The organism is Duncaniella muricolitica, from assembly GCF_910574735.1.
GTDB lineage: Bacteria > Bacteroidota > Bacteroidia > Bacteroidales > Muribaculaceae > Duncaniella > Duncaniella muricolitica.
Genome location: NZ_CAJTCF010000003.1, coordinates 83606 through 104270 on the forward strand (window position 1 = coordinate 83606; position 20665 = coordinate 104270).

Consider the following 20665-nt stretch of genomic DNA (forward strand, 5'->3'; position numbering starts at 1 on the left):
ATGTATCATATCGGTTGCAGCGAGGACTGCTATAATTCAGATGCCGGGGACAGCAAGGCCACAAAGAATGTGACGTTGGTGTTTCATCGTGCGCAGTTGCTTTACGACATAAAGAACTATGCCTATATCGAGGGGCATGTGTGGGGCGAGGAAAACCAACACGCACAGCACACCCTCGTTGAAATCGGCGAGGAGGGCAATGTCGATAGGGTGAACCGCATTTTAGGGGTCGTTCATGCCGCAGCCGTTGAAATGCTTTATCCCTACACAAAGCAGGAGCCGATTGACGACGAAGTTATTTGTGACCGAATGTGGACACCCGAAGATTACCAAATCGTCATGAAAGTGCCGGCCACGATGTCACGAACCACCCTGCACCTGCTCAACAAACTAATCCATGAGTTTATGGTAACTCGTGTGATATATGATTGGTTGAGCATCACGCACCCCGAAGCCGCGCGTAACTGGCTTGAAAAAGCGTTGGAGGCGCAGGAGGAAATCAACAGCATCAAGAACAGCCGTACAGGAGTGCTGAGGCGACCCTCGCACCCATTCTAACGTATTACTTGCCGGGGCAACCTGGAACTATCCCGACAAGGACGAGAGCCGAGACGCATCACGCGCCCCGGCTCTCTTGTTAATAACAATCTTTTCTACCTAAAACTAAAACCTATGTTATCTTGGTTGATTGGTCTGACGTGGAGTAAACTGCAACGAGGCTCCGAACAGGCTCTCTGTTGCTGACAGCGAAGTGACACACGCGATACGGAAATACTTGTAAGGTGTGCCATGGAAGCCGCGCAAGTAATGGTCTTTGCTCGACCATACCAAGTGCCAATTGTAGAGGTCGCGAGAGCCATAGAGGACGGCTTGCACATTGCCTTTCTGAAAGTGTCCTCGCTGAATTACCGTGTCCATTGTTTTGAGAATGTCGGGTGTTTCGAGTTTGAGCGGACGAGTAACGAGCAAACCTTTTGTTTCCACTCCTTGCATGGCCGAGAAATTCAACAGCGCCCCATTATGGTCTACAGCCAATGCCTCCGGGTAAGAATTGATACCGGCCTCAATGGTGGAATACATCATGCCCCATTCCTTTGATTTTAGAGAGTAGACGTATGCGTAAGTGTAATTGGGATTATAGACAATCACACGTTGATGCACATAGTCATAGAGCATACCACATTCGGAAATAAAATCCAAGAACGGAGCAGTCGGCAGACAAGTGTCTGCATCATGGCCAAGCATGGAGTGTAATTTATCCATGCCGGGAAGTTGCAGGACGTTGAACGGTTCCTCCGCATTGATTACATCGGTTATACATTGAGTCTGTGAGCCGGATATAAGCATAATGCCTCGGTCGGTTGCAAAGAGAACCGCACTATCCATTTGTAGAGGCTCAGTATTTTCAAGAATAACATCGCGCGTAATAGGCTGTCGAGCGGAATATGATCCGGTAGATGATACTTCCAAAGCCCAAACGCCTTCATCAGTAAAGGCGTATAGTGGGAATTGTCCGAACTGACCCTCAGAGAGAGCTTTGGCCGCTGTCGATATTGCCATAATGCGCCCGGTGCCCACGGTATTTATGCCGAGCAACGGGAAGATATACGGATTATTCACCTCGGACGTATAGACCTTATTGAACACATCAATAGTGCGGTCTGCAATTGATGATTGCGGCGGTCTACCTTGTGAAACTCCGGCAGGTTCGTCCCAACCTCCGAAGTAGAACGAGCCATTGAGAAAGCCGTGAGGCTCCAACGGGACAACAAGGTGCGCCATATCGAAATAATCTGTACGGATAATCACCGCCTTATACGCATTGACATTCGGATAATAAAAGAACAGTAACGGAGCCTCATGCCCACAAGAGCCGGAAGTGCCATATACAATGATGTCCTTGCCGTCTTGCTTGATGTAGACGGCCACCAATACACCGACAGTTCTATCAATAGTTGTTGGTGGCGCATCGGACCAATGAGCAACATATCCGTCCGAATAATTGAATAAAGAAAAACCATCGAAACCTTGAAACAACTGCTTTTTTACACCTGAGAGATTAAGGCGAGAGTTGTAGGCAAACGCTTGATGCGGTATTATTTTATCGTGGCTGTCGTAATCGTCAGTCATTACCTCACGAGTTACAAGCGATTGTAGATAGTCCTCCTTAACCGGTATAATGGTACGTCCTGTTTTAAGTTCCTCAACACGTATGCTATGCAGGAAATAGAATTGCGAACAACTGCGTATATCTTCCTTAACTGCGTCTGCACTACGTTTGGGAGTCACCAACACGCCTCCGGGTCGCAAAGAAAGATTATTAGGGGTAAAAGTAAATGCATAGAGTTTGCCAAAGTTGTTTTTCTGATAGCGCAGAGGGTATGTTGTCGTGCTTGCAGCTTGGTTTGTGTGCTTGCAGACGCTGAAGCTCGATAAGTCCTCACCGCCATTGATAAACTTTTCGCATTGTCCGTTTTGGTCATATGTATAGATAGGTTTGGAAATGAATATATCCACCGACTTAATAATGTCGCTCCAATTTTTAAGCGAGTTTAAGTCAGATTTAAGCGCGTAGTCGAGAGTATGCACAGGAGCAACGACACGAAGAACAGCACTTGTATATGTGTCGTCTTTGCCATGAAGATTGAACCAAAATACACGAGGTGTATTCTCGGAGCTACATATCATAAGGATAGGTGCTGAATGCCGGGTCAGAGAACCGTCATACAGGCGATACGCATATCTTACGAAGAAAGGATATATGAATTTGCCTTTCTGTGTAGACTCCTCAGCAATGAATTTGTTTATCTTGGCTAAGACTTGATTGGTGATATTGGTTTTCTGAGTATCGTCAAACTCAGAAAAGATATTGTTCTTGTGTATGCTGTAGTTTATGGTAAACTCGTCTGTTCGTTTCATTTCACCTTGCAAACCAAACGAAAGTGAACATTCGGGCATGGAGGTGCCGAGATACAAATAGCCGGACGTGTCACCTTTCCAAAGGAAATAGTGCATACCGTCAGAACAGAGAATGAGCAAGGTATTACCAATAGAGCTGAACTGATAAATATCAACCCCGGAGAAAGAGCGTAGGACAGTTGGTGTTGAGGCCGTATCTCCATAGGTTGAGTTGTCGAGCCAACTAACCGTTTTTCCTTCCAAAAGGATATAGTGCTTGTATGCCGATGTTCCGTGAATGTAGACAGCCTTTTGAGAAGCAGACAGGCCAATAGATGTTGGTATCGGTTGCAGAAGTGGCTTCAATTGGCTGTCCTCGCTGATGAGATTGAGCGATGTTGCAAGCTGACCGTCCGAGCATTCGTAGTCGGACGGTTGAGATGTGTAGCCGTTGTATTTAATATCTTTAATCATAGTGAGCAACGGTATATGATTGTTATGTACTTGGTGTTGTCACGTTCAATCTCCATACCGCACGGACAGCGCAGTCTATCATTGACACCTGCGGCCACAAGCATGGCGGTCGCCAAAGCCTTAGAGCAAGTGCGGAATGTTCCCTTACCGTTAGCAGTCGCCCACACTCGACCATCGTGCCGGCCGGCATAATTGCCGGAGCGGAGTTTAACATATAGATACATTTCGCCACACCCCTGCGCGATGTCAATCACATCACCGGGAGCAAGTGACAGCTTCTTGGCGATATGTGCTGATATATCAATCTTGCCGGAGGCATGGAATGATATGTCGTGCTTACGCGAGTTGGGCAATATACTTTTCATCATTGGCAAAATTAGTTTTAATGATTAAGGTGCCCACTTTAAGTTGTGGGAGAGTTTTCAAAGAATACTCGTTTGTTAATTTTATACTATTTCTTTTTTAAGATGTTTTTCTAATTCACAGCATAGAGCCTCACACCATGCACGAGCGATTGTTACCTCTACAGCATTTCCGATGAATTTCTTTTGGTCTGCCTGTGTACCGATAAGCACATAATCTTCAGGGAAGCCCATTATTTTTTTGAGTTCGGGTATCTTCAACATTCTCATCTTGATGTCGATTATTCCATACATTACCATAAACTCTTTTATTTTCATTGCAATAGGACTATCTGTATCCAAAATTTCAATCATAATATCACCTGTTTCGGTCGCTATAAGATACGGCGGACGTTTGTCCATCTTAGCAATAAGTGTGAAACATGGAGAGTCCACAGAACCGCCGGGTGATGTAAATTGAGGGTTCATCAGATAATGTTGCTTAACCGTAATAAGTTTCTGCTTCGGATTGGTTAATACAGCTGGGTTCGGTTGTTCAATGCTTGATAGTTGACCTCCGCCGGAATACTCGTTTGCAATGAACTTACAAGAAGCAACACCAATCTGCCCAACTGTGCAAATAGTAGGTGCTGGTTCTTCAATGGAGTGCCCCGTATTGTTGAAGCGATAATTAACGACAAATCTTTCGGCTTGTACAAGTGCCATTTTATCCTTTGCTGTGAGTGTTGCCGCAGGAGCATCGCATGAAGTATTAAACCCATTACCATAATGAACGGATACAAATGCGTGATGGTCTATTGTCGTAATAGTACCTGCAGGTTCTTCTACAGATATGTTCTTACCCTCCGGCGCACCTCCAAACTGTTTAGACAAGAAAGCTACCGAAGCAAGTGCAAGACGGCCTTGCGTTGCTACCGTGGGGCATGGACTATCAAGAGAGGGAGGCACATATTTTCCTGTTTTCTGATTAACGCTGTTGTACTTTACCATGAAAGCGGATTTTCCACCGGCCACGAACTTTATAAGTCCAGCATAGATACGCTCAAGTGTCTTTTCAGACAGAGGCTTTTCGCGAGAAAAGATTGATTTGCCCTCATCTTCAAAGTCAAGAACATCACGCACAGGCTTCCACTTCTGAGTATCGTTGAACAGTCCGGCCTCGCCGGTTTTGCTATGCGTAGGTTCGGGGAACACTATCGGCAAACCATACTTTGCGAAAATCCCGAAGAAGCGTTTGCGAGAAGTGTATGCACCATAGTCGGCGGCATTCATTATGCGGTATTCGTAATTGTATCCATACCGTTTCACCTTGTTAATCCACCGAACATAGCACCGGCCACGGTCTTTTGACAACGGACGGCCATTTTCGTCAAGAGACCCCCAAGACATAAACTCCTCGACATTTTCAATCTGAATATAATCGGGGTCGATTGCCTCAATGTAGCGAAAAAGATGCTCAGCAAGTGTGCGGCTGTCTGCATCGCGTGGTTGGCCTCCTTTCGCTTTACTGAAGTTAGTACATTCGAGGGAAGCCCACAGAACGATAAGAGCCTCCTGGTTGTCTTTACGACACTCTGCAATGTGAGAAATCAGAGGAGATAACTCCAACGTGCGTATGTCCTCCGTGAAATGCAATGCGTTGGGGTGATTGGCCGCATGAGAGGCTATCGCCTTTGCATCATGATTGACACAAGCGATTACATCTGCACACGGCTCATCATGCAGTCGTGCGCTATTGACACCTGTAGATGTACCGCCGGCACCGCAGAATAGGTCGATGTATAATAGTTGCTTCATCGTTATATCCCTTTCATAAAGCAAATCCAATGGGTGTTTGCTCGTTTGCCGGATATATGCCCGAAGATTGGCTTTTGGTCGGTAAGTTTCAACACTTCGGACACCCTAATATCGGTTTCATTCCATTTGAAGATTAGGAAACCTCCGGGCATAAGCACTCGGAAACATTCTGCAAAGCCTCTTCTTAACATATCTCGCCAATCAGAATAAAGTGCGCCATACTTGATATGCTGATAACCTGTTGGCTGCGCTTTCTCATTGAGGCTTCCGTACATATCTGCCATTTTGGACTTACCGACATTCCGTAATAGATGCGGAGGGTCAAATACTACCATTCTGAAATGATTGTCGGGATATGGCATACTCGTGAAGTCGGCTTGCACATCGGGTTTGACTTCAAACTTCCGTCCATCGCAAAGGGTTGTTTTAACCTCGCGAATGTCTTGGAACAGAACACGAGGGTCGTTCTTGTCGAAGTAGAACATCTTGCCACCACAGCAAGCGTTAAGGATTGGTTTATGCACACTCATTTCTCAATATGGTTAAGTCGTTCTTTCAATCGGTGCATCTTGAAGTTCGCCATTTGTTCTACACTTTTTGGGCCATAGATTTGTGCCATTTGGAAGCACATAATCATTACATCTGCAATCTCCTCGCAAACATCGCTGACAGTACCACGGCCACGAGATAGTTTGCATAGTGCGTTCTGAAGTTCGGCCATTTCCTCGAACAACATTCGAGTTTGTGCCTCTTTGCCATAGGTCTGAATGGCAAGCTGAATGATTTCGTCAAACTCCTTGTCGTTCATCTTCGGGACTTCGGTACATACCGGCTTACCGTAAGGTGTGGCAGGGTCGAGAGTGTGAGGCTCGTTGTCGTGAACTTCCTGTTTCTGCTTTTCGGCATGGCGATTGGCACGTTCATGTCGGCCACACACTTTTTACAGCGGTGTTTGTAGGATTTTGACATATCGCATTGGGGAACCATTTCCCCACAGATTTCACATTTTTTCTTTTGCATAATGTTATTTTTTGAATTTACCGAAGATTTGTTCTGCTTTCTCCACCGCGTTCAACATAGTCTTGCTAACGAGAGCGAGCTTTACTTTTATAGCCTCGAAATTAGTACCGTTATATTCATGGGCGACCTTAGTCATGCAACCGGCCAACAGCGAATATTTCTGCACTTCGGGAAGATTAGACCCTTTTATAATTTTCTCAACCTGTTCACTGATAACCTTGTATTCGGGAGTCATTTTGCTGTCCATGCCGTATTTATTTTGAGTTAAGCATTTCACTCAGCTCCTCGGCCTCACGTTTATTGAAGTCATCATCTTCATCAGTGAACACCTTGATGCAGGTTTGATAAAGGCCACCCTCACAGATAGAGGAGCGACACACAGCCCAATAGCCGTGATACTTACATTCTACATTGTCGATGCGCTTAACGCTGTATAGTGCAAAGCAATCGTTAGCAGAGCCACGATAGCCCTGTATTTTTGCGTTGAGGCTCTTGACCTTTAAGCGCAGATGTTCTGCGGCATAGTGTTTGCGCATGGCTATTACGATAGCCGCACCGAGAAAGAGTGCCAATATGATGGCGATAGTTGTAATTGCTGTCATTGTTGATATTATTTTAGAGGTTGTTGTATTCAGTTTGGAGAGCTTCGAGCCGAGCCTGTGCCTTGATGCGGACAGCTTCTGCAATATCCTTTCTATACCTGTCTACTTCCTCGTCAGTGAGTAGTTCACAGCATGAGGATGCGCAGCAACATCCGGCATTGGCAAACATGATTTCGACAAATTTGCCTCTCTCAATATTTGCTAAGATTTTTTCTACATACGCTATCTGCTTTTTGATGTCGATAGCGGTGTTCAGAGTTTCGTCATTCATATTTTACTATTATTTTATCTTCGGCTTTTGCCACCGATGGGTATTACGTTGTATGTTTTGAAGCGGTCAATCAGTCGCCCGAAGCCGTCCTTATACTTTTCTTTGAGCTGCTCAATAGAAAGATTGGTAGTGACGTGTGCCTTGAGGTGGAACTGCGACCAAATTTCATTTCGTGCATGGAGAAATTCATCGGTCAGCACCTTTGTATCCATGCCGTAAAAGGTGGTAGTCTGAACCCCGATGTCGTTGAGGCAGATATTAACCGGCTTACATTGGAAGCCCTTGTTTTCCTCCTCATTGAATGTGTATCGGTCGAGGTTGTTGTGCAAAGTATAGTAGTTTATCATTTGCGTGACCGATAGGTTGTGGAAGAAGTTCGGGTTTTCGGTGTAGCGCAGGTATTCAGAGAATATCTCCATCAACAGGGTTTTGCCGGTGCCGACATTGCCGTGAAGCATAATGTGTTTGTGCAACTTGTACCCACGACCCGGAAAGACCTCCTCAGCCAAAGGACAATTGTTGAAATACAGCAGGAGAAAGCGCAGTACGTCACGGTTGTTATCATCAATCACAAACTCACGATGTTGGTAAGCAAGAACCTTGTTTGCTATCTGCAAAAGCAGACGAGAGTGGGCTTTATACACCTCCGGGATTTCAAGAAGCTGCCGTTTCTGTTCTGCTTTTCGCACATCATTCATGACACGTCTAATCACGTTATCAACAGCCGACACACCAATCCGTGCGAGTTCGGCGCGTTGGCGCTCCTCCTCGGTTTTAGGCTCAGCGGCCATACGGCGGGCGTGGTCTTGCTCCATCTTGGCTTGCAACTCACGCTCCTCTCGTTCTTGACGATATGCGTTTTGTTGCGTTATCCAATCCGGCAAACTATCTCCAATCTTCTGTAACATAATCAAACGTCTTGGCCTCCAAACCCACCGCCAAATGTGTAATCAGTCGGAGCAGGTGTTGAGGGTTGGTTATTTGTATTTGATACTGTGTCGCGGTTTTTAATCCTCATGGCCGATATAAGGTGACGCGACCAATCGCTGTAATCTCTATGTTGAGTTTTTGACAGCTCCCATTCAGCTACGACAGCCTCTGCCAATGAGCGCAATATACCTATCTCGCCATAACCTAATCCGAAGTTCTTGCAAAGCATTTGTAAGTTTTCACTCTGCCCATTGGCAAAAAACTCACGAAGCCACTCCGTATTATTTGTTTTGGTCGGAGCCGGAGGCACGGGTGTAACCTGCGCAGGTGCCTGTGGTGTGACCGGCTTCGCCGCTTTTGGCTGTTTCGTTTTAGGTTTGCTTGCTGTAGTCCTTTGCTGAGGCTCGTCCAACAAAGAGTATTTATCAATCCGGCTCATACGTTTGTTGAGGCGCTGAATATTGCAATAGCGCACTTGAATACCCTTAGATGTTAAGACCTGTTCCGTGTCATACATATTTTTATCGAATAACCCCAACGTCAGGCAGTTTTTAATAACCTCCAATACATAAGCCTCCTCAAAGCCCGACATTTCCGAGCCAATGAAAGGCAACTCATCGTCCCACTGCATGAAGTACCCATTCTTGTAGATAAGACAGAGCAGGAGAGCATATACTGTAACAGCTTTACCACCTTGACGCTTGATTAACTTGCGAATGCGTATGTCTTGAAAGAAGTCTATATCAAAAGGGAAATACTCAAGCCCCGATTTTGCTATTCGTGCCATAGCCGTATTGATTAAATTTCTACGATTGATATTCCGTGGACATGGAGCATCAATTTTCGTTTGATTTTATACTCTTTTGTGCGGACTCCCTTTGTATCCTCGACAACGGTCTTACCGTCTTTGCTGTAGACAAAATCGGCATAATAGGCACACTCCCTTTCCAAGAGATTGCCGGCAGTGTCGCGTTGCGCAGGGATAAGCACATACTTTACTTGCTCACGGAGATTAGAGATAAGGCCGGCGCGTTGCATCAGCTTCAGTTCGTTGGCTCTGCTATGTTCCTTTTTGGAGTCGTAGCCGCCGGACTTCTTTGCACCATACTTGTTGCGTTTTTTTGTGGCCGGTGCAACGCGCAATGCCTTAAATTCGTCAATCGTCATCGTCCTTTGGTTTGGATTTATCGACAATGACTGTTTCCGGGATAACCGTGCCGTCGGCACCGTGAACCGACATTGATACCTTTGTACCATCCGGCACCGCATTGCGGAAATTCCTTGCAGCGCGTTGCACACCTTTGTCAGCGGCCACCTTTTCGGCCACTTCCTCAGCGGTGTTCTGTGCCTCCTCCGGGACTTTGTACTTGTAGACATCAACAATCTTTGTTTCGTTGATACCCTCAATCTCATAGTCGGCCAGTGTTCCTCGCATACCTTCGTTGAAGTTGGCGAGAGCTTCAGCAAAGTTGGAGGCTTGCACGAGGATATAAGAGGCACTCCTTTTTTCTGCCGCTGTTTTCTCGTCTATGGTTATGAAATTGACCTTGACCTTATAGAACTTGTCGCCGCCCTCGCTCCAAAAGATTTCAGAGATTTTGGTTTTGCCGACATTGAGAACGTTGAAGTCGTTGCAGAATGGAGTTATCTCCTCAACGACACGAGCCTCAGCCTCTGTGCAGGAGAGCGCATCAACGAGATAGGGGTCGGTTACCTTTACGGACTTGCCTGTTTCCGTCAGCTTCTCGTAACGGACTTTTACTTCAATCCACTGTGCCATTGTTCATGCGATTTTTGAGTTGATTACTGAGTTTGAATTTCACGATACGCTGTGCCGGAACTACAACCGTAGTACCTGCGTTGATGTTACGAGCCTTTTTCTCCTTTGTGGTTTTAACTTCCATCGTGCCGAAGCCACGGAGATAGACGTTTTCGCCACGGTCGAAAGCGTCCGAGAGAATGTCCGTCACACCGTCTACGACATGGAGAGCCGTAGATTTCGGCAGGTCGGGAATACGCTTGCAGAGTTCAACTGCGATGTCATTCTTTGTCATGATTAGTCGATTTTGAATGTTGTTTTTTAAGTTTTCGATTTATTTTATCTTTAAGTTGGCCTATTGCCCAAGCGTGGGTGCTGTTGCGCAGACCGTTCAATGACTTTAATGCTCTATGGCAATATCGAGGCAGGACATTATGCGCTCAATATCTGAATTGCTGATTTCAACCATAGTCGAGGAAAGATTTTACAAGTTCATCGAAATACATCTTGTCGGTCGGTATATCATCATCGGAGGCCATTATCTGATTGGCAATGCTCCGCTTTTTGTGAATGATATTGTAGAGAACCGGGTCAATAGTGCTACGGCCAATGAGGTAATAGCAGGTCACGTTATTCTTTTGGCCGATGCGGTGGGCGCGGTCTTCGCACTGACAGCAGTCGGCATACGTCCACGGAAATTCCACAAAGGCCACATTAGAGGACGCTGTGAGTGTCAGACCGACACCGGCAGCTTTGATGGAGCAGATTATCAACTGAGCTTCGCCGGACTGAAACGCATCGACAGCAGCCTGTTTCTCGGCAAGGCTATCATCGCCGGTGACACGGACGGCATCGGGGAATTGCTTTTGCAAAGCCTTGACAATCTCTTTGAGTGAGCAGAACACAATCAAAGGCTTGCCATTGGCAAGGAAATTGCGTATAAAGTCTGTTGCCTGTTTTACCTTACCTTTGGAAGCGAGGGAGCGCAGGGTCATGAACTTTACCAGAGCCTCCATGCGCATTTTGCGCCGGATGTCGCGGTCGGTACACTCGGTGTATTCGCGCAGATAGGCGGCGAGGTCGGCGGCAGCGAGGTCGTATTCATCGCGGTTGGATATTTCAACGTAGAGGTCGGTTCGCGTTTTGTCGGGGAGCTGCGTCAGCACCTTTGCTTTCTCTCGCCGTATCATACAGGTATCATACAGTTTGTCGGACAACTCGGATAGATTTTCATTCTCTCCGTAGTCGGCAAGGAATTTGCCACGGCCACCGAAGTCAGAGAGCAGTCGCCCCATGATGGCGAGTTGTGCAACGAGGTCTTGCGCGTGATTGACAACCGGGGTGCCGGAGAGCAATATGCGCCACTCCTTACCCTCGACAATGCCACGAGTGAACATTGTTTGCTGTGCCGTGGGGTCTTTGAGCCGGTGAGACTCGTCCATGATAACGGACTTGAAGATGTTGATGTCGCGGTTGAATACAACATCTTTGAGCGTGAATGTTTTGCCGCCCTTGATGTCCCACACAAAGAACTTTTTCAGACTCTCATAATTGACAATAGCAACATGGAACATACCCATGCCGAGGAGATACGGCCACGATGTGCGAGTGGCATTGTCAAGCACAAGAGCCTTTTTGTCGGTGAACTTCTCAAACTCACGCTGCCAATTTATTTTCAGCGAGGAGGGGCAGATTACCAAACAGGGGTAAGCTGAGGCAGTATCGACAATGCCGATAGACTGCAACGTCTTACCAAGCCCCGGCTCGTCACCAATTAACAGGCGGTGACGTTCGAGGCCGAACAGAATACCCTCACGTTGGTACTCGTATGGCTCTACTCGGAGGTTATGTTTTAACTCTTTCATATTGTTATTATTCACACAGTCCATGATACAAGGACACACAAGACATTATTGGCTCAGTATCGTCCCATAGTGTCGGTTGGTTTTCATTCCGAAGTACATAATCAGAAATCTCTGCGAATGTTGGTGCTCCATTACTATTCTGAATGCAGAACCTTGCTGGGATTTTCCCTTTGCAGAAGAATGATGCCTCTTTACCTTTATCGTGTGATAGGTTCACTTCATTTTCAAGGTCTATCACACGTTGTTTGTATCGTTCATCGCGTGCAACTATTTTTATTTCGCTCAGTCTCGCAAAAATGCAAGGGAAACAGCCAACCCTTGACGCTCCGCGTTCGTATAAGGGATTCGGGCGTTGACCATGAGACAGAATGTAGTCGATAACTTGTTGAGCAGTCCAATGAAAGATAGGGCGTAAAACTGATGCATCGTGAGTTTTGCACCACTCTTTTACATCTCGCTTCCTATACAAGCGTTTTTTGTGGGTGTCATCAAAATATTCACTGAAATACGAGCACTCAACATTAAATTTTGCTCGTTCTGCGCTTTCTTTTGCACGGATACCTTGAATTATGACAAGATGCTTATTTTGTTCAAGAATCCAGTCTATCATTGGCCATATTTTTAATTGCACAGTACACATGCGATTTTGCGAATCGGGAAACCATTTCATTCGTTTGCACAATCCGTACATACCATCAACAGACTCATTTTTGAGTATTATAAGGTCGACACCAAGTTTAGATGCTACCTCCTTTACATGAGAATATGTTTGCTCATGCTCCCACCTGGTATCACAGAAAACAGCCGTGACGTTATTAGCCCCGAAGTCTTCACAAGCTTTTATTAGACAGGCTTGTGAGTCCTTTCCTCCAGAGAACTGAACTATAACTTTTACTTTATTCATAATGCGAGGCACCAATATTGAAATGCTAATTCAAGATACTTATCTCTGCCACGGAGATACACCGGGTCGTCCCTGCGTATGCGTGTGGTAAATACGTTGCAGTTCTTTTTGCTGATGGCATAGATGAAATCGCAGTCGGAATGTGCGATGTCCATATACCATGCCCGGCTCCTGTCCCAATCGAAGAAATCAACTGCATCGTCAAATTCCTTTTGTGTTGCGGCTGAACAGGTTTTGAGGTCGCCACCAAATTTGTAGAGGTCAAGCCACCAATCCCACTTACAGCGCGTATCGAGCGTGAAAGGGAAGCCACCATACTCAAACGGCTGTGCTTGATTGACCATGTAGCGCTGTGTTTCGGCTTCAGCCAACACCTTTGCGAGAAAGGGGTCATGCCGAGCAGTCATACGCAGGGAGCGATACATTTCCTTTGCATGGCGAAACTCATCATCGGTGTATTGCTCATCATCTACCGTCAGTTGGTAGTAGTTCACTCGCTCCGGCTCGGTGATTATCGCGTCCACGAGATTGCCGAAGCGAAACGCGGCCTCCTTTACACCCGGCGGCATAGGCACTGGGTGTAAGAGGTTCTTTAGAGCCGTGAGGTCAGAGTTGCTGACCTCTGTACGGCTGTAATATGCGTCCGGGTTTTGGCTCATGGTTACTTGGCTTTAACCTCGTCCTCGTATTGGACATCAGCGATGAACATAGCGTTGTCTTTGGAGTTTGCGGCGGTATTGGCAAAGGTGATTTGCTTCTTAAACTCCTTGCAGAGTTCTTCTAAGGTCTTTGTGCAGCCCTCTTGTGACCACCAAAAAGCAACAATCTTCATGATGTCCTCGGCAGAATTGATAACCACCTTTTTCTTAACCTGTGTCTTAGGCTGATATGCCACAGGTGTAGCGACCTGTGCGCCGAAAAGACCGTCCATTTCCTGTTTCTTTGCGGCAAGCTGCTTTTCAGCGGCTTCCTGTTTCTCTCGCTCAGCGCGTTCCTTTTCCTTACGAGCGGCCTCAGCGCGTTCCTTAGCCTCCATTTCGGCCTTGATGCGGGCGGCTTCCTCGGCTGACGATTTGGCGATGCGCTCAAGCTCCTTTTTCTTTGAGGGCATACGGTCGAGAATATCATCGCGTATGCTTTGCACCTCAAAAGGGAATTGCTCCTTGAAGCGATTGACGAGGCCGGCCATCACGTTGGCTTGTATAGCGCGGCATTCGTCCGGGGTAAGTTCGACAGGACGATGTGCGCCGCTTATTACCGTCTGACACCATGTTGCAGGAAGTTCGCAACTGAAATTCTTGATGCCATCGTAGACAATCTCGTAATTGTCGAGGCTTATCTGCTTATCCATGTCGGTAAGCTCGTTGATGCTCTTATTGACAAGAGCGTTGAACTGGCTTACATAGTCGTCATTGACATCAGCGCGATAGCGAATTTTGGCATTCTCCTTTGCCTGTCGAGCGGCATCTTCGCGGCGGCGGCGATCCTCCTCCTCATGCTTTTTCTTGGCATAGGCATTGCGGTGGGCTTGCAGTTGATTGGGGATTGAGTCTGCTTTGGTGGGGTCTACATCATTCTCCATTGAGGTGTAGACCTTACGGATTTGGTCAAAGAGCTGCGTAACAGGAGTGCGCTTGCCGTTCATCTTCTTGACGGTCAGCTTTGCTTTTTCGATGAACTTGGCTATCTCTATATCGAGAGCGTCTGTCATGCCCTCCTTTTTTACCCGGAGCAACAGGGCGCTGCCTACTTCAAGGCACCGGGTATGAGATAATTGGTTCTCGCGGTACGACTGTGGAGCGAGTTCGGCAAGGGTCTGCACGTTTTTCTGCTCGAAGATTGTTAATGCTTGGGTGTTATCTGCCATGATTGATATATTTATGGGTTACACGGTTTTGTTTTAGCGTATTCGGTGATGATACCAAGCCGAGTGCAATAGTGTCCGTTGAGAGTGTTACGCACAAGCGGACACCCACTGCAAGGCTTGATGTTGCTTTCAGAAGCCTTCCTCATCATCAGTGTTTACAGTTACGCCCTGTGGAGGCTCGTTGTTACCGAATGGCTGAGGCGCAGGTTCGGGAGCATTGTCGAGGACTTCGCCGGTGTCGGGGTCTACTCCGTAGATTTCCTCATCGGAAAGCTGAGCCGGTTCGTCTACCTGTTGTGATTGTAGTTCGGTGCCGCGACCGATGCGCACTTTCGGGTAAGACTTGAAAGCGTGTTTGATACACTTGGCCATGAGGAAGCCGGGGTCGATGTGGACAACACCGTTAGCGTCCATGCCGTAGAGTTCGTTGGCGACACCTCGGTTCTGCTTCTGCGAGTAACCGGCGAGGCGGCACCAATCTTCGGGGTACATCACTGAGTAGTCGATAGAACTATCGGCGCGAGTGATACGCAGGTAGCAAGCAATGATGTTGTGGCCGGTGTGAGGTAGGTTACAGGTGTAAGACACAGATTTGCGACCGTCAATGTCCTTGAATGAAAATTCGTCATTGTCGTAGACGAGTACAGGATTGTCGGCATGACGTATTTGACCGTCACGAGTACGCATCACAAGTTCGCCGTAGGCCGACACGGTGAGGACGCAGCGACCCTCCCATTGAGGTCTTTCTTTGGTGCCGACATTGACGTTACGCCCCATGAGGTATGCGAGTGCGCGTGTGCCGGGTTCAAGTGAGAGGCCACACACGGCAAGGTCAATGAATGCCGTGAAGATGCTGAACGGTGTGGCGCGTTGCAGTTTGCCCTTGTCGTTGTCGCGGAGAGCCTTGTTGAAGTAGATACTTTCACGCTCATAAGCGGCTTCACCGTTGCCCCAAAGTTTGTCGTAGATAAATATGAAGCGCTCACGCACGACAGGATGCTCGACTATTTCGAGCGGCTTGAGTTGGTTGATTTCCTCAACCGTCAGTTGTAGGTTGCCCATGATTGATGGAGTTAAATTGTTAAACATTTGCGGATTGCTTGATTGAAAAATGGAGGCTGCACTTTGGCTTAGGCTGACAGCGCAGCCTCCGAGGTTATCAATCATGTAGCAACTACCGCTACTTGTAGCCTCTGAGGGAATCGAACCCCCTCCGACAGAACCAAAATCTGTAGTGCGACCGACACACCGAGAGGCTGAGCCGTCAGAGCTTTGCTATGTAAAAGCGTATCCGCTCTGATGTATTTATGCTTGTGGGGTGGTCATAGGAAAACTCGTTGTCATTTCCTTCGGCATTCTGGAAATAGTCAAGCCTGTCGGTAACGCGTAGCCACATTTCATTGAGTTTCGCTTTCGCGGCGAGTTTCGCCCTGTGATTGCAAGCCTCCTGCGTGAAGCGGTAAATAACACGAGGATTCTTGCCGTCATTGGTCTTGTATATTGCGTAATCCATTGTATCTGTCTTATTGGTTGAGGTAATCCTGTTCTGTTCTCTGAAGGAGGCGTAGGTCTGCCATGCAGTATTCAACCTTGCCCGGACGTTTGGAGGGCTTTACCTTTCCTGTGCGCCTCCAACGGTCAACATTCTTGCGTCCGAAGATTGAATAGGCCGTGCGTTGGGAGATATACTCCGGGTCGGCTGCATCGCTCTTAATCACTCGTGCCAACCGTGCTGTAAGGTCGGTCATGAATGTTTCATAGCTGACGAGCCTGTCAGAGAATTGTATGTGTACTGTTGGAGGCATTGATATTAGAGTTGAGATGGGTTAGGTTTGTCCATCACCTCGTCACACATTTTGTCGTATGCGATAAACCAAGGGTCAATCTTACTCCAACGTTTGTAGAGCCGGGCGATAACAAAGCATGCGCCGATGGCGAGAGCCTTGTCGCAGATGAAGCGGAGAGTCCATGTCAGCAGGTTTTCGTCCTGCTCTTCGCCGAAGAGAAACAGGAATGCGAAACCGCAGAGCGCAAAGATTATCAAGATACGGAGTATTGAAATTGTCTTATTCATGGCTGTGAGATTTAATAGGGTTCTACTCCTGCTTCGATGAGAGCGGCCTCTTCATCAACCGAACCACACCAAGTATCGAGATACTCATTGATGACAGGATAAGTGTTGTCGTTGATGTCGTAGCCACGAGCGGCACAGAAAGCCGACCACGACACATCGGCGCGGAGCTGTTCAAGAGCGACCTTGTTAGATTTGCAGCCGGTGAGAAGCGCGGCCACGAGTGCGAGAGTGATAGTTACTTTTTTCATGATTGATGTCTTTTTTAGTTATTCTGAACGTAGGATTTCGTAAGTCGCTCCGTTGTCTTTGCTTGAAATGGAATATACCTCTTTGTTTGCCGAACCATTTAATCGACTTACAGCCGCTTTAGCTGAAGCCATAGGACCGGCTTCCCGACAATCAAAGAGTACAGGTTTCCCTACTGGGATGTTTCGCAGAGTATCTGTGATAGACACCTTTTTCACGAGGTAGCAATTTTCTGTCATCTTACTTGGTATTTTTTGAGTAGAATTTGTTATCTTTGCTTCTTAATCTAAGCGAGTTACAACGCTACGACATTAGAATTACACTGCAAATATATGGTATTACCACGGTACTACCAAACAAAGTGTGAAATTTTAATAATTATTAACAGTAATACCAAGGTATGAATGATATGGTAGAACGCTTGAAAGAGGCGATAGCAGTGCTTAATGCCACGCAAAATGCCTTTGCAAGCAAAGCAAACATAGACCCCTCCAACTTCGGAAAGATGTTGGAAGGGAAGCAAAAGATTACCGATAAGACCATTGGGAAAATTTGTCACGCACATAACCTCTCAGTTGAATGGGTAAAATCGGGTATCGGTAGCATGATGGTACCGGCAACTACAAAAGGCAACTTCTTTTCTCCTGATGGTATTTATGCAGAGGATTCTGAGGTGCTAATTGGCGATGCTGTTCTTAAAGAGAGAATCAAGAATTTGCAGCAACAAATTCAAGACCTGCAAGGTGAAAAGAAAGCATGGGAGGCTGAGCGTAAATCAATGAAGAAAGAAATTGAGGAACTTCGTGTCAAAAATGAAGAAATCACTGCGGAGCTGTCCAGAACGAAAGACAAGATGATTGACTTACTTATTGAGCGTGGCAAATGAGTGAACTAAATGATTTAAGAATTCAAATCGAACAATACGAAGAAAACGAAAGAGAGTTGATGCTATGTATTGTTGCGTTAAATGAGGCATTCAGAGAGAAACTCATTCCCGAAACATGGGAACAAGAAGAAGCTCTTCATAAAACTCTTGAAACTATGCGCAAAGTGTTGGATAGACGTGATAAATACAAATACGGGCTGTAACGGCCCAATAGGCCGCTTTTGTTGGCTCAGATGATAAACTCCACCGATAGAGGAGAAAGTGATTGTACGCGCTCCTAACGCCCAAATTTGGGCATAATTCAAGCAAAGATATGAACAGAGAATACCCATATAACGAAACAGAGCCACTCATGGACGAACTCAAAGACGCCGCATTTGAGTATCTGCTACTCAATCCCGGCTCCGAGTTTGGAGATTGGAGCAAGGGTTTGATTGAAGAATACCCTGCCGAGGTGGTAGACGCACTCGGCAACACCCCCAATGAGGTAAATGCAGACCTCGCCGACCTGTGGGAAACTGATTACACCGACCCCAAGACCGGGATAGAGCAAAAGTTTAGCGAGTGGGCAATGTCATTCGCTAACGAGCACGCCGTAGGTATTTACTACTTCCTTGTAGACGCTTGCACGGACTTAAAACGCATGGGACGTAAATTCTAAATCTAACAAAAATTCAACATACTCGACAAGTGGGTCAATATCACTTAATTCTATTGGCGGCGCAGGCTGCTATTGAGGACTGAGCAAACAGCCTAATAACCAGATAATTAGGCGGTAGACTCTTGACATTCAGGGTCTACCGCCTATTATTTTGACACGGTTTTACACGATTTCCGTGCAGTTTATACGGAAATGTTTCCCAAAAGTTTCCCGAATTTTAGGGGTATGTTTCCCAGCGTTTCCCAAGTCGTTTCCCAAAGGAATAATCGAGTTATCAGTGATTTACCTAAACATGAGCAGAACACCCCACTTTTAACCCATTAAACCAATTGGAACATGGCAACTTTCAAAGCTATCGTCAAGGCCAAACGAAAGGACGGTTTCTACCCGGTGTATATCCGAGTGGCCCACCGTCGCAAATTGGCCTACATCCCGACCGACAAGTTTGTCAGGGATAGTGTCCTCTCTCGCTCAGGCGAGATTGAAGACCCATACGTGTTGCAGTATTGCTCACGAAAAATCATAGAGTTTGTTGAGGCTCTTAACAAGATCGATACCGAGTGCTGGAGTGTGAACGACATCGTGGCCTACCTGAAATCGGGAGAGGCCGACATCAGCTTCAGCGACTACGCCCGACAGCACATTGACCGCATGGTGCAGCGCGGGCAAAAGCGCAACGCCCGAAATTATGAAATGGCGTTGAATCATCTGGAACGCTACGCCGGCACAACGGCGGTGATGTTCTCGCAGCTCACGTCGTCGTTTGTCAACGAGTGGTTGAAGACGTTGGCAACGACTCGCAGGGCAAAGGAGATGTACCCCATTTGTCTGCGTCAGGTGTTCAAGGCGGCGATGGAAGAATACAACGACTACGACAATAGCGTGATCCGCATCAAGACTAACCCGTGGGGCAAAGTCAAGATACCCGAAGCGGACAGGCCGGAGAAACTTGCGATCACACCACAGGCAGCGCGGGCATTCTTCTCTGCGCCTATACCTGAAAGCAAGATGAAAGCACCGTTAGAGGAAGTTGGCCGCGATGTGGCCATGATGGTGTTGTGTCTCGCCGGTATCAACACAGTTGACCTCTACCACCTGAAGAAGTCGGACTACCACGACGGCATCATACACTACCGTCGGGCGAAGACCAAGAAGTTCAGGGCGGATAACGCCTACATCGAAATGCGAGTGCCGTCCATCCTGTTGCCGTTGTTTGACAAGTATGCCACCGGCGAAGATGACCCATTCCTGTTCAGCTTCCACAAGCGTTACCGCAATTCGGACAGCCTCGGCAGTAATGCCAACAGCGGAATCAAGAAAATTTGCGAGAGCATAGGCATTACAGGCGACGACCGCTATTGCGTCTACACGTTCCGCCACACTTGGGGAACGATAGCACAGAATGATTGCGGCGCGACCATTAGCGAAGTGGCCTTTGCCATGAACCATGCAAGCGGCCACGAGGTGACGCGCGGTTATCTCAAACTTGACTTCTCCCCTGCATGGAGATTGAATGAGCGTGTTGTTGATCTGATTTTTTACTCGGCCACCGAGAGCGAGAAGAAAGATCCGGAAGACGGCCTGTTTCGTTTCTCGGCAAAGCACCTTGTCCGCGGCGGCGCATATTTCCGTGGCAAACTATTGGGCGAGGTCGAGGACACTGGCTATAATAACATCGACGAGGTTATTCAAACTCTTGTGCCTTTCGTGCCTGACGATGTTCCTCTGCGCTCCATGGTGCAGTTCAAGATTGACATCATCGACAAAGGTCTTTCGCAGACCTACGAGCGCATGAAGGGAAAAGGTTTTTGAAATCGCGGCCCCCTGTTTTCTTTCCCAACCCCTTTCGACCGACGAGGCGTTTTGCTTCGCCGGTCTTTTCTTTTTTATTACTGTCCGCTAAACCATAAAAAGTCGAGTCCAACTTCTTGAAATATAGAAGTTGGGCTAACTTTTTGTATAGGACAAGCCCCCTTATCAGTTTTCAGTTTCTTCCGGCGGCGATTCAGATGCATCGGCGAGCATTATTTTCAGGTCTGCGTCGGGTTG

At 47.1% G+C, this 20665-nt stretch carries 27 protein-coding genes; 5 read left to right on the top strand and 22 right to left on the bottom strand.

Annotation, left to right across the window (positions count from 1 at the left end; translation table 11 throughout):
• Positions 1-558, top strand: a complete 558-nt coding sequence (locus QGT73_RS01210; protein WP_280120803.1) for a hypothetical protein — start codon at positions 1-3, stop codon at positions 556-558.
• Positions 559-675: 117 nt separating this feature from the next.
• Here QGT73_RS01210 and QGT73_RS01215 read toward each other — a convergent pair whose 3' ends face one another.
• From QGT73_RS01215 to QGT73_RS01320, 22 genes are all read right to left on the bottom strand, one after another.
• Positions 676-3372 carry a hypothetical protein gene (locus QGT73_RS01215; RefSeq protein WP_280121091.1) on the bottom strand — a complete coding sequence of 899 codons (2697 nt, stop codon included), beginning with the start codon at positions 3370-3372 and terminating at the stop codon, positions 676-678.
• Entirely contained in the window at positions 3369-3740 is a 372-nt protein-coding gene (locus QGT73_RS01220; protein ID WP_280120801.1) for a class I SAM-dependent methyltransferase, read from the bottom strand. Before QGT73_RS01220 ends, QGT73_RS01215 begins: the two co-directional genes overlap by 4 nt.
• Positions 3741-3818: 78 nt before the next feature.
• Entirely contained in the window at positions 3819-5531 is a 1713-nt protein-coding gene (locus QGT73_RS01225) for a DNA cytosine methyltransferase (protein WP_280120800.1), read from the bottom strand.
• A 2-nt stretch (positions 5532-5533) separates the two neighbouring features.
• On the bottom strand, positions 5534-6016 hold the full coding sequence (locus tag QGT73_RS01230; RefSeq protein WP_280121092.1) for a TRM11 family methyltransferase: 483 nt from the start codon (positions 6014-6016) through the stop codon (positions 5534-5536).
• A gap of 41 nt (positions 6017-6057) precedes the next feature.
• Complete coding sequence (locus QGT73_RS01235; RefSeq protein ID WP_280121093.1) at positions 6058-6468, bottom strand: nucleoside triphosphate pyrophosphohydrolase family protein; 411 nt, start codon at positions 6466-6468, stop codon at positions 6058-6060.
• Between the two features lie 87 nt (positions 6469-6555).
• Positions 6556-6798, bottom strand: coding sequence for a hypothetical protein (locus tag QGT73_RS01240; protein WP_136408600.1), 243 nt, complete (start codon positions 6796-6798; stop codon positions 6556-6558).
• A gap of 7 nt (positions 6799-6805) precedes the next feature.
• Positions 6806-7153 carry a hypothetical protein gene (locus tag QGT73_RS01245; RefSeq protein WP_280121094.1) on the bottom strand — a complete coding sequence of 116 codons (348 nt, stop codon included), beginning with the start codon at positions 7151-7153 and terminating at the stop codon, positions 6806-6808.
• 13 nt (positions 7154-7166) lie between these two features.
• Positions 7167-7424: a hypothetical protein gene (locus QGT73_RS01250; RefSeq protein ID WP_136408598.1), complete on the bottom strand. Its 258-nt coding sequence runs from the start codon at positions 7422-7424 to the stop codon at positions 7167-7169.
• Positions 7425-7438: 14 nt separating this feature from the next.
• Positions 7439-8332, bottom strand: coding sequence for an ATP-binding protein (locus QGT73_RS01255; RefSeq protein WP_240740270.1), 894 nt, complete (start codon positions 8330-8332; stop codon positions 7439-7441).
• 2 nt (positions 8333-8334) lie between these two features.
• On the bottom strand, positions 8335-9141 hold the full coding sequence (locus QGT73_RS01260; RefSeq protein WP_280121095.1) for a DUF4373 domain-containing protein: 807 nt from the start codon (positions 9139-9141) through the stop codon (positions 8335-8337).
• An 11-nt stretch (positions 9142-9152) separates the two neighbouring features.
• Positions 9153-9521: a DUF1064 domain-containing protein gene (locus QGT73_RS01265; protein WP_123398054.1), complete on the bottom strand. Its 369-nt coding sequence runs from the start codon at positions 9519-9521 to the stop codon at positions 9153-9155.
• Positions 9511-10134 (bottom strand): DUF4494 domain-containing protein, encoded by a 624-nt coding sequence (locus QGT73_RS01270; protein WP_123611044.1) that lies wholly within the window; start codon positions 10132-10134, stop codon positions 9511-9513. The genes QGT73_RS01265 and QGT73_RS01270 overlap by 11 nt, the downstream gene beginning before the upstream one ends.
• Complete coding sequence (locus QGT73_RS01275) at positions 10118-10408, bottom strand: HU family DNA-binding protein (RefSeq protein ID WP_123611045.1); 291 nt, start codon at positions 10406-10408, stop codon at positions 10118-10120. The genes QGT73_RS01270 and QGT73_RS01275 overlap by 17 nt, the downstream gene beginning before the upstream one ends.
• A 166-nt stretch (positions 10409-10574) precedes the next feature.
• The gene (locus QGT73_RS01280) at positions 10575-11978 is read right to left on the bottom strand and encodes a DEAD/DEAH box helicase (RefSeq protein WP_280121096.1); all 1404 of its coding nucleotides are present in this window, start codon (positions 11976-11978) and stop codon (positions 10575-10577) included.
• Between the two features lie 7 nt (positions 11979-11985).
• Positions 11986-12882 carry a phosphoadenosine phosphosulfate reductase domain-containing protein gene (locus QGT73_RS01285; protein WP_123611047.1) on the bottom strand — a complete coding sequence of 299 codons (897 nt, stop codon included), beginning with the start codon at positions 12880-12882 and terminating at the stop codon, positions 11986-11988.
• On the bottom strand, positions 12879-13541 hold the full coding sequence (locus QGT73_RS01290; protein ID WP_123611048.1) for a PD-(D/E)XK nuclease-like domain-containing protein: 663 nt from the start codon (positions 13539-13541) through the stop codon (positions 12879-12881). Before QGT73_RS01290 ends, QGT73_RS01285 begins: the two co-directional genes overlap by 4 nt.
• Positions 13542-13543: 2 nt before the next feature.
• The gene (locus tag QGT73_RS01295) at positions 13544-14749 is read right to left on the bottom strand and encodes a cell envelope integrity TolA family protein (protein WP_123611049.1); all 1206 of its coding nucleotides are present in this window, start codon (positions 14747-14749) and stop codon (positions 13544-13546) included.
• Between the two features lie 129 nt (positions 14750-14878).
• The gene (locus QGT73_RS01300) at positions 14879-15811 is read right to left on the bottom strand and encodes a recombinase RecT (protein WP_123398061.1); all 933 of its coding nucleotides are present in this window, start codon (positions 15809-15811) and stop codon (positions 14879-14881) included.
• Between the two features lie 202 nt (positions 15812-16013).
• Positions 16014-16262: a hypothetical protein gene (locus tag QGT73_RS01305; RefSeq protein ID WP_123398062.1), complete on the bottom strand. Its 249-nt coding sequence runs from the start codon at positions 16260-16262 to the stop codon at positions 16014-16016.
• Between the two features lie 10 nt (positions 16263-16272).
• Positions 16273-16554, bottom strand: coding sequence for a hypothetical protein (locus QGT73_RS01310; protein WP_123398063.1), 282 nt, complete (start codon positions 16552-16554; stop codon positions 16273-16275).
• A 5-nt stretch (positions 16555-16559) separates the two neighbouring features.
• Complete coding sequence (locus tag QGT73_RS01315; protein ID WP_136408591.1) at positions 16560-16823, bottom strand: hypothetical protein; 264 nt, start codon at positions 16821-16823, stop codon at positions 16560-16562.
• Between the two features lie 11 nt (positions 16824-16834).
• On the bottom strand, positions 16835-17071 hold the full coding sequence (locus QGT73_RS01320) for a hypothetical protein (protein WP_136408590.1): 237 nt from the start codon (positions 17069-17071) through the stop codon (positions 16835-16837).
• Between the two features lie 398 nt (positions 17072-17469).
• Between QGT73_RS01320 and QGT73_RS01325 the strand changes: the two genes are divergently transcribed.
• The 4 genes from QGT73_RS01325 (at position 17470) to QGT73_RS01340 (ending at position 20428) form a co-directional block, all read left to right on the top strand.
• The gene (locus tag QGT73_RS01325) at positions 17470-17955 is read left to right on the top strand and encodes a helix-turn-helix domain-containing protein (RefSeq protein WP_137426206.1); all 486 of its coding nucleotides are present in this window, start codon (positions 17470-17472) and stop codon (positions 17953-17955) included.
• On the top strand, positions 17952-18158 hold the full coding sequence (locus tag QGT73_RS01330; protein WP_136408588.1) for a hypothetical protein: 207 nt from the start codon (positions 17952-17954) through the stop codon (positions 18156-18158). Before QGT73_RS01325 ends, QGT73_RS01330 begins: the two co-directional genes overlap by 4 nt.
• A gap of 110 nt (positions 18159-18268) precedes the next feature.
• Positions 18269-18616, top strand: coding sequence for a hypothetical protein (locus QGT73_RS01335; RefSeq protein ID WP_136408587.1), 348 nt, complete (start codon positions 18269-18271; stop codon positions 18614-18616).
• Positions 18617-18952: 336 nt separating this feature from the next.
• A complete protein-coding gene (locus QGT73_RS01340; RefSeq protein ID WP_280121097.1) occupies positions 18953-20428 on the top strand; it encodes a tyrosine-type recombinase/integrase in 1476 nt (491 codons plus the stop codon).
• Positions 20429-20665 lie beyond the last annotated feature (237 nt).

Excerpts from the sequence above, each read along its gene's own strand:
- QGT73_RS01315 (WP_136408591.1), bottom strand. The coding sequence starts at position 16,823 with ATGAATAAGACAATTTCAATACTCCGTATCTTGATAATCTTTGCGCTC.
- QGT73_RS01280 (WP_280121096.1), bottom strand. The coding sequence starts at position 11,978 with ATGAAAGAGTTAAAACATAACCTCCGAGTAGAGCCATACGAGTACCAA.
- QGT73_RS01210 (WP_280120803.1), top strand. The coding sequence starts at position 1 with ATGTATCATATCGGTTGCAGCGAGGACTGCTATAATTCAGATGCCGGG.
- QGT73_RS01265 (WP_123398054.1), bottom strand. The coding sequence starts at position 9,521 with ATGACGATTGACGAATTTAAGGCATTGCGCGTTGCACCGGCCACAAAA.
- QGT73_RS01245 (WP_280121094.1), bottom strand. The coding sequence starts at position 7,153 with ATGACAGCAATTACAACTATCGCCATCATATTGGCACTCTTTCTCGGT.
- QGT73_RS01305 (WP_123398062.1), bottom strand. The coding sequence starts at position 16,262 with ATGGATTACGCAATATACAAGACCAATGACGGCAAGAATCCTCGTGTT.
- QGT73_RS01225 (WP_280120800.1), bottom strand. The coding sequence starts at position 5,531 with ATGAAGCAACTATTATACATCGACCTATTCTGCGGTGCCGGCGGTACA.
- QGT73_RS01335 (WP_136408587.1), top strand. The coding sequence starts at position 18,269 with ATGAACAGAGAATACCCATATAACGAAACAGAGCCACTCATGGACGAA.
- QGT73_RS01230 (WP_280121092.1), bottom strand. The coding sequence starts at position 6,016 with ATGTTCTACTTCGACAAGAACGACCCTCGTGTTCTGTTCCAAGACATT.
- QGT73_RS01255 (WP_240740270.1), bottom strand. The coding sequence starts at position 8,332 with ATGTTACAGAAGATTGGAGATAGTTTGCCGGATTGGATAACGCAACAA.
- QGT73_RS01340 (WP_280121097.1), top strand. The coding sequence starts at position 18,953 with ATGGCAACTTTCAAAGCTATCGTCAAGGCCAAACGAAAGGACGGTTTC.
- QGT73_RS01330 (WP_136408588.1), top strand. The coding sequence starts at position 17,952 with ATGAGTGAACTAAATGATTTAAGAATTCAAATCGAACAATACGAAGAA.
- QGT73_RS01295 (WP_123611049.1), bottom strand. The coding sequence starts at position 14,749 with ATGGCAGATAACACCCAAGCATTAACAATCTTCGAGCAGAAAAACGTG.
- QGT73_RS01310 (WP_123398063.1), bottom strand. The coding sequence starts at position 16,554 with ATGCCTCCAACAGTACACATACAATTCTCTGACAGGCTCGTCAGCTAT.
- QGT73_RS01220 (WP_280120801.1), bottom strand. The coding sequence starts at position 3,740 with ATGATGAAAAGTATATTGCCCAACTCGCGTAAGCACGACATATCATTC.
- QGT73_RS01260 (WP_280121095.1), bottom strand. The coding sequence starts at position 9,141 with ATGGCACGAATAGCAAAATCGGGGCTTGAGTATTTCCCTTTTGATATA.
- QGT73_RS01300 (WP_123398061.1), bottom strand. The coding sequence starts at position 15,811 with ATGGGCAACCTACAACTGACGGTTGAGGAAATCAACCAACTCAAGCCG.
- QGT73_RS01270 (WP_123611044.1), bottom strand. The coding sequence starts at position 10,134 with ATGGCACAGTGGATTGAAGTAAAAGTCCGTTACGAGAAGCTGACGGAA.
- QGT73_RS01285 (WP_123611047.1), bottom strand. The coding sequence starts at position 12,882 with ATGAATAAAGTAAAAGTTATAGTTCAGTTCTCTGGAGGAAAGGACTCA.
- QGT73_RS01290 (WP_123611048.1), bottom strand. The coding sequence starts at position 13,541 with ATGAGCCAAAACCCGGACGCATATTACAGCCGTACAGAGGTCAGCAAC.
- QGT73_RS01325 (WP_137426206.1), top strand. The coding sequence starts at position 17,470 with ATGAATGATATGGTAGAACGCTTGAAAGAGGCGATAGCAGTGCTTAAT.
- QGT73_RS01240 (WP_136408600.1), bottom strand. The coding sequence starts at position 6,798 with ATGGACAGCAAAATGACTCCCGAATACAAGGTTATCAGTGAACAGGTT.
- QGT73_RS01275 (WP_123611045.1), bottom strand. The coding sequence starts at position 10,408 with ATGACAAAGAATGACATCGCAGTTGAACTCTGCAAGCGTATTCCCGAC.
- QGT73_RS01215 (WP_280121091.1), bottom strand. The coding sequence starts at position 3,372 with ATGATTAAAGATATTAAATACAACGGCTACACATCTCAACCGTCCGAC.
- QGT73_RS01250 (WP_136408598.1), bottom strand. The coding sequence starts at position 7,424 with ATGAATGACGAAACTCTGAACACCGCTATCGACATCAAAAAGCAGATA.
- QGT73_RS01320 (WP_136408590.1), bottom strand. The coding sequence starts at position 17,071 with ATGAAAAAAGTAACTATCACTCTCGCACTCGTGGCCGCGCTTCTCACC.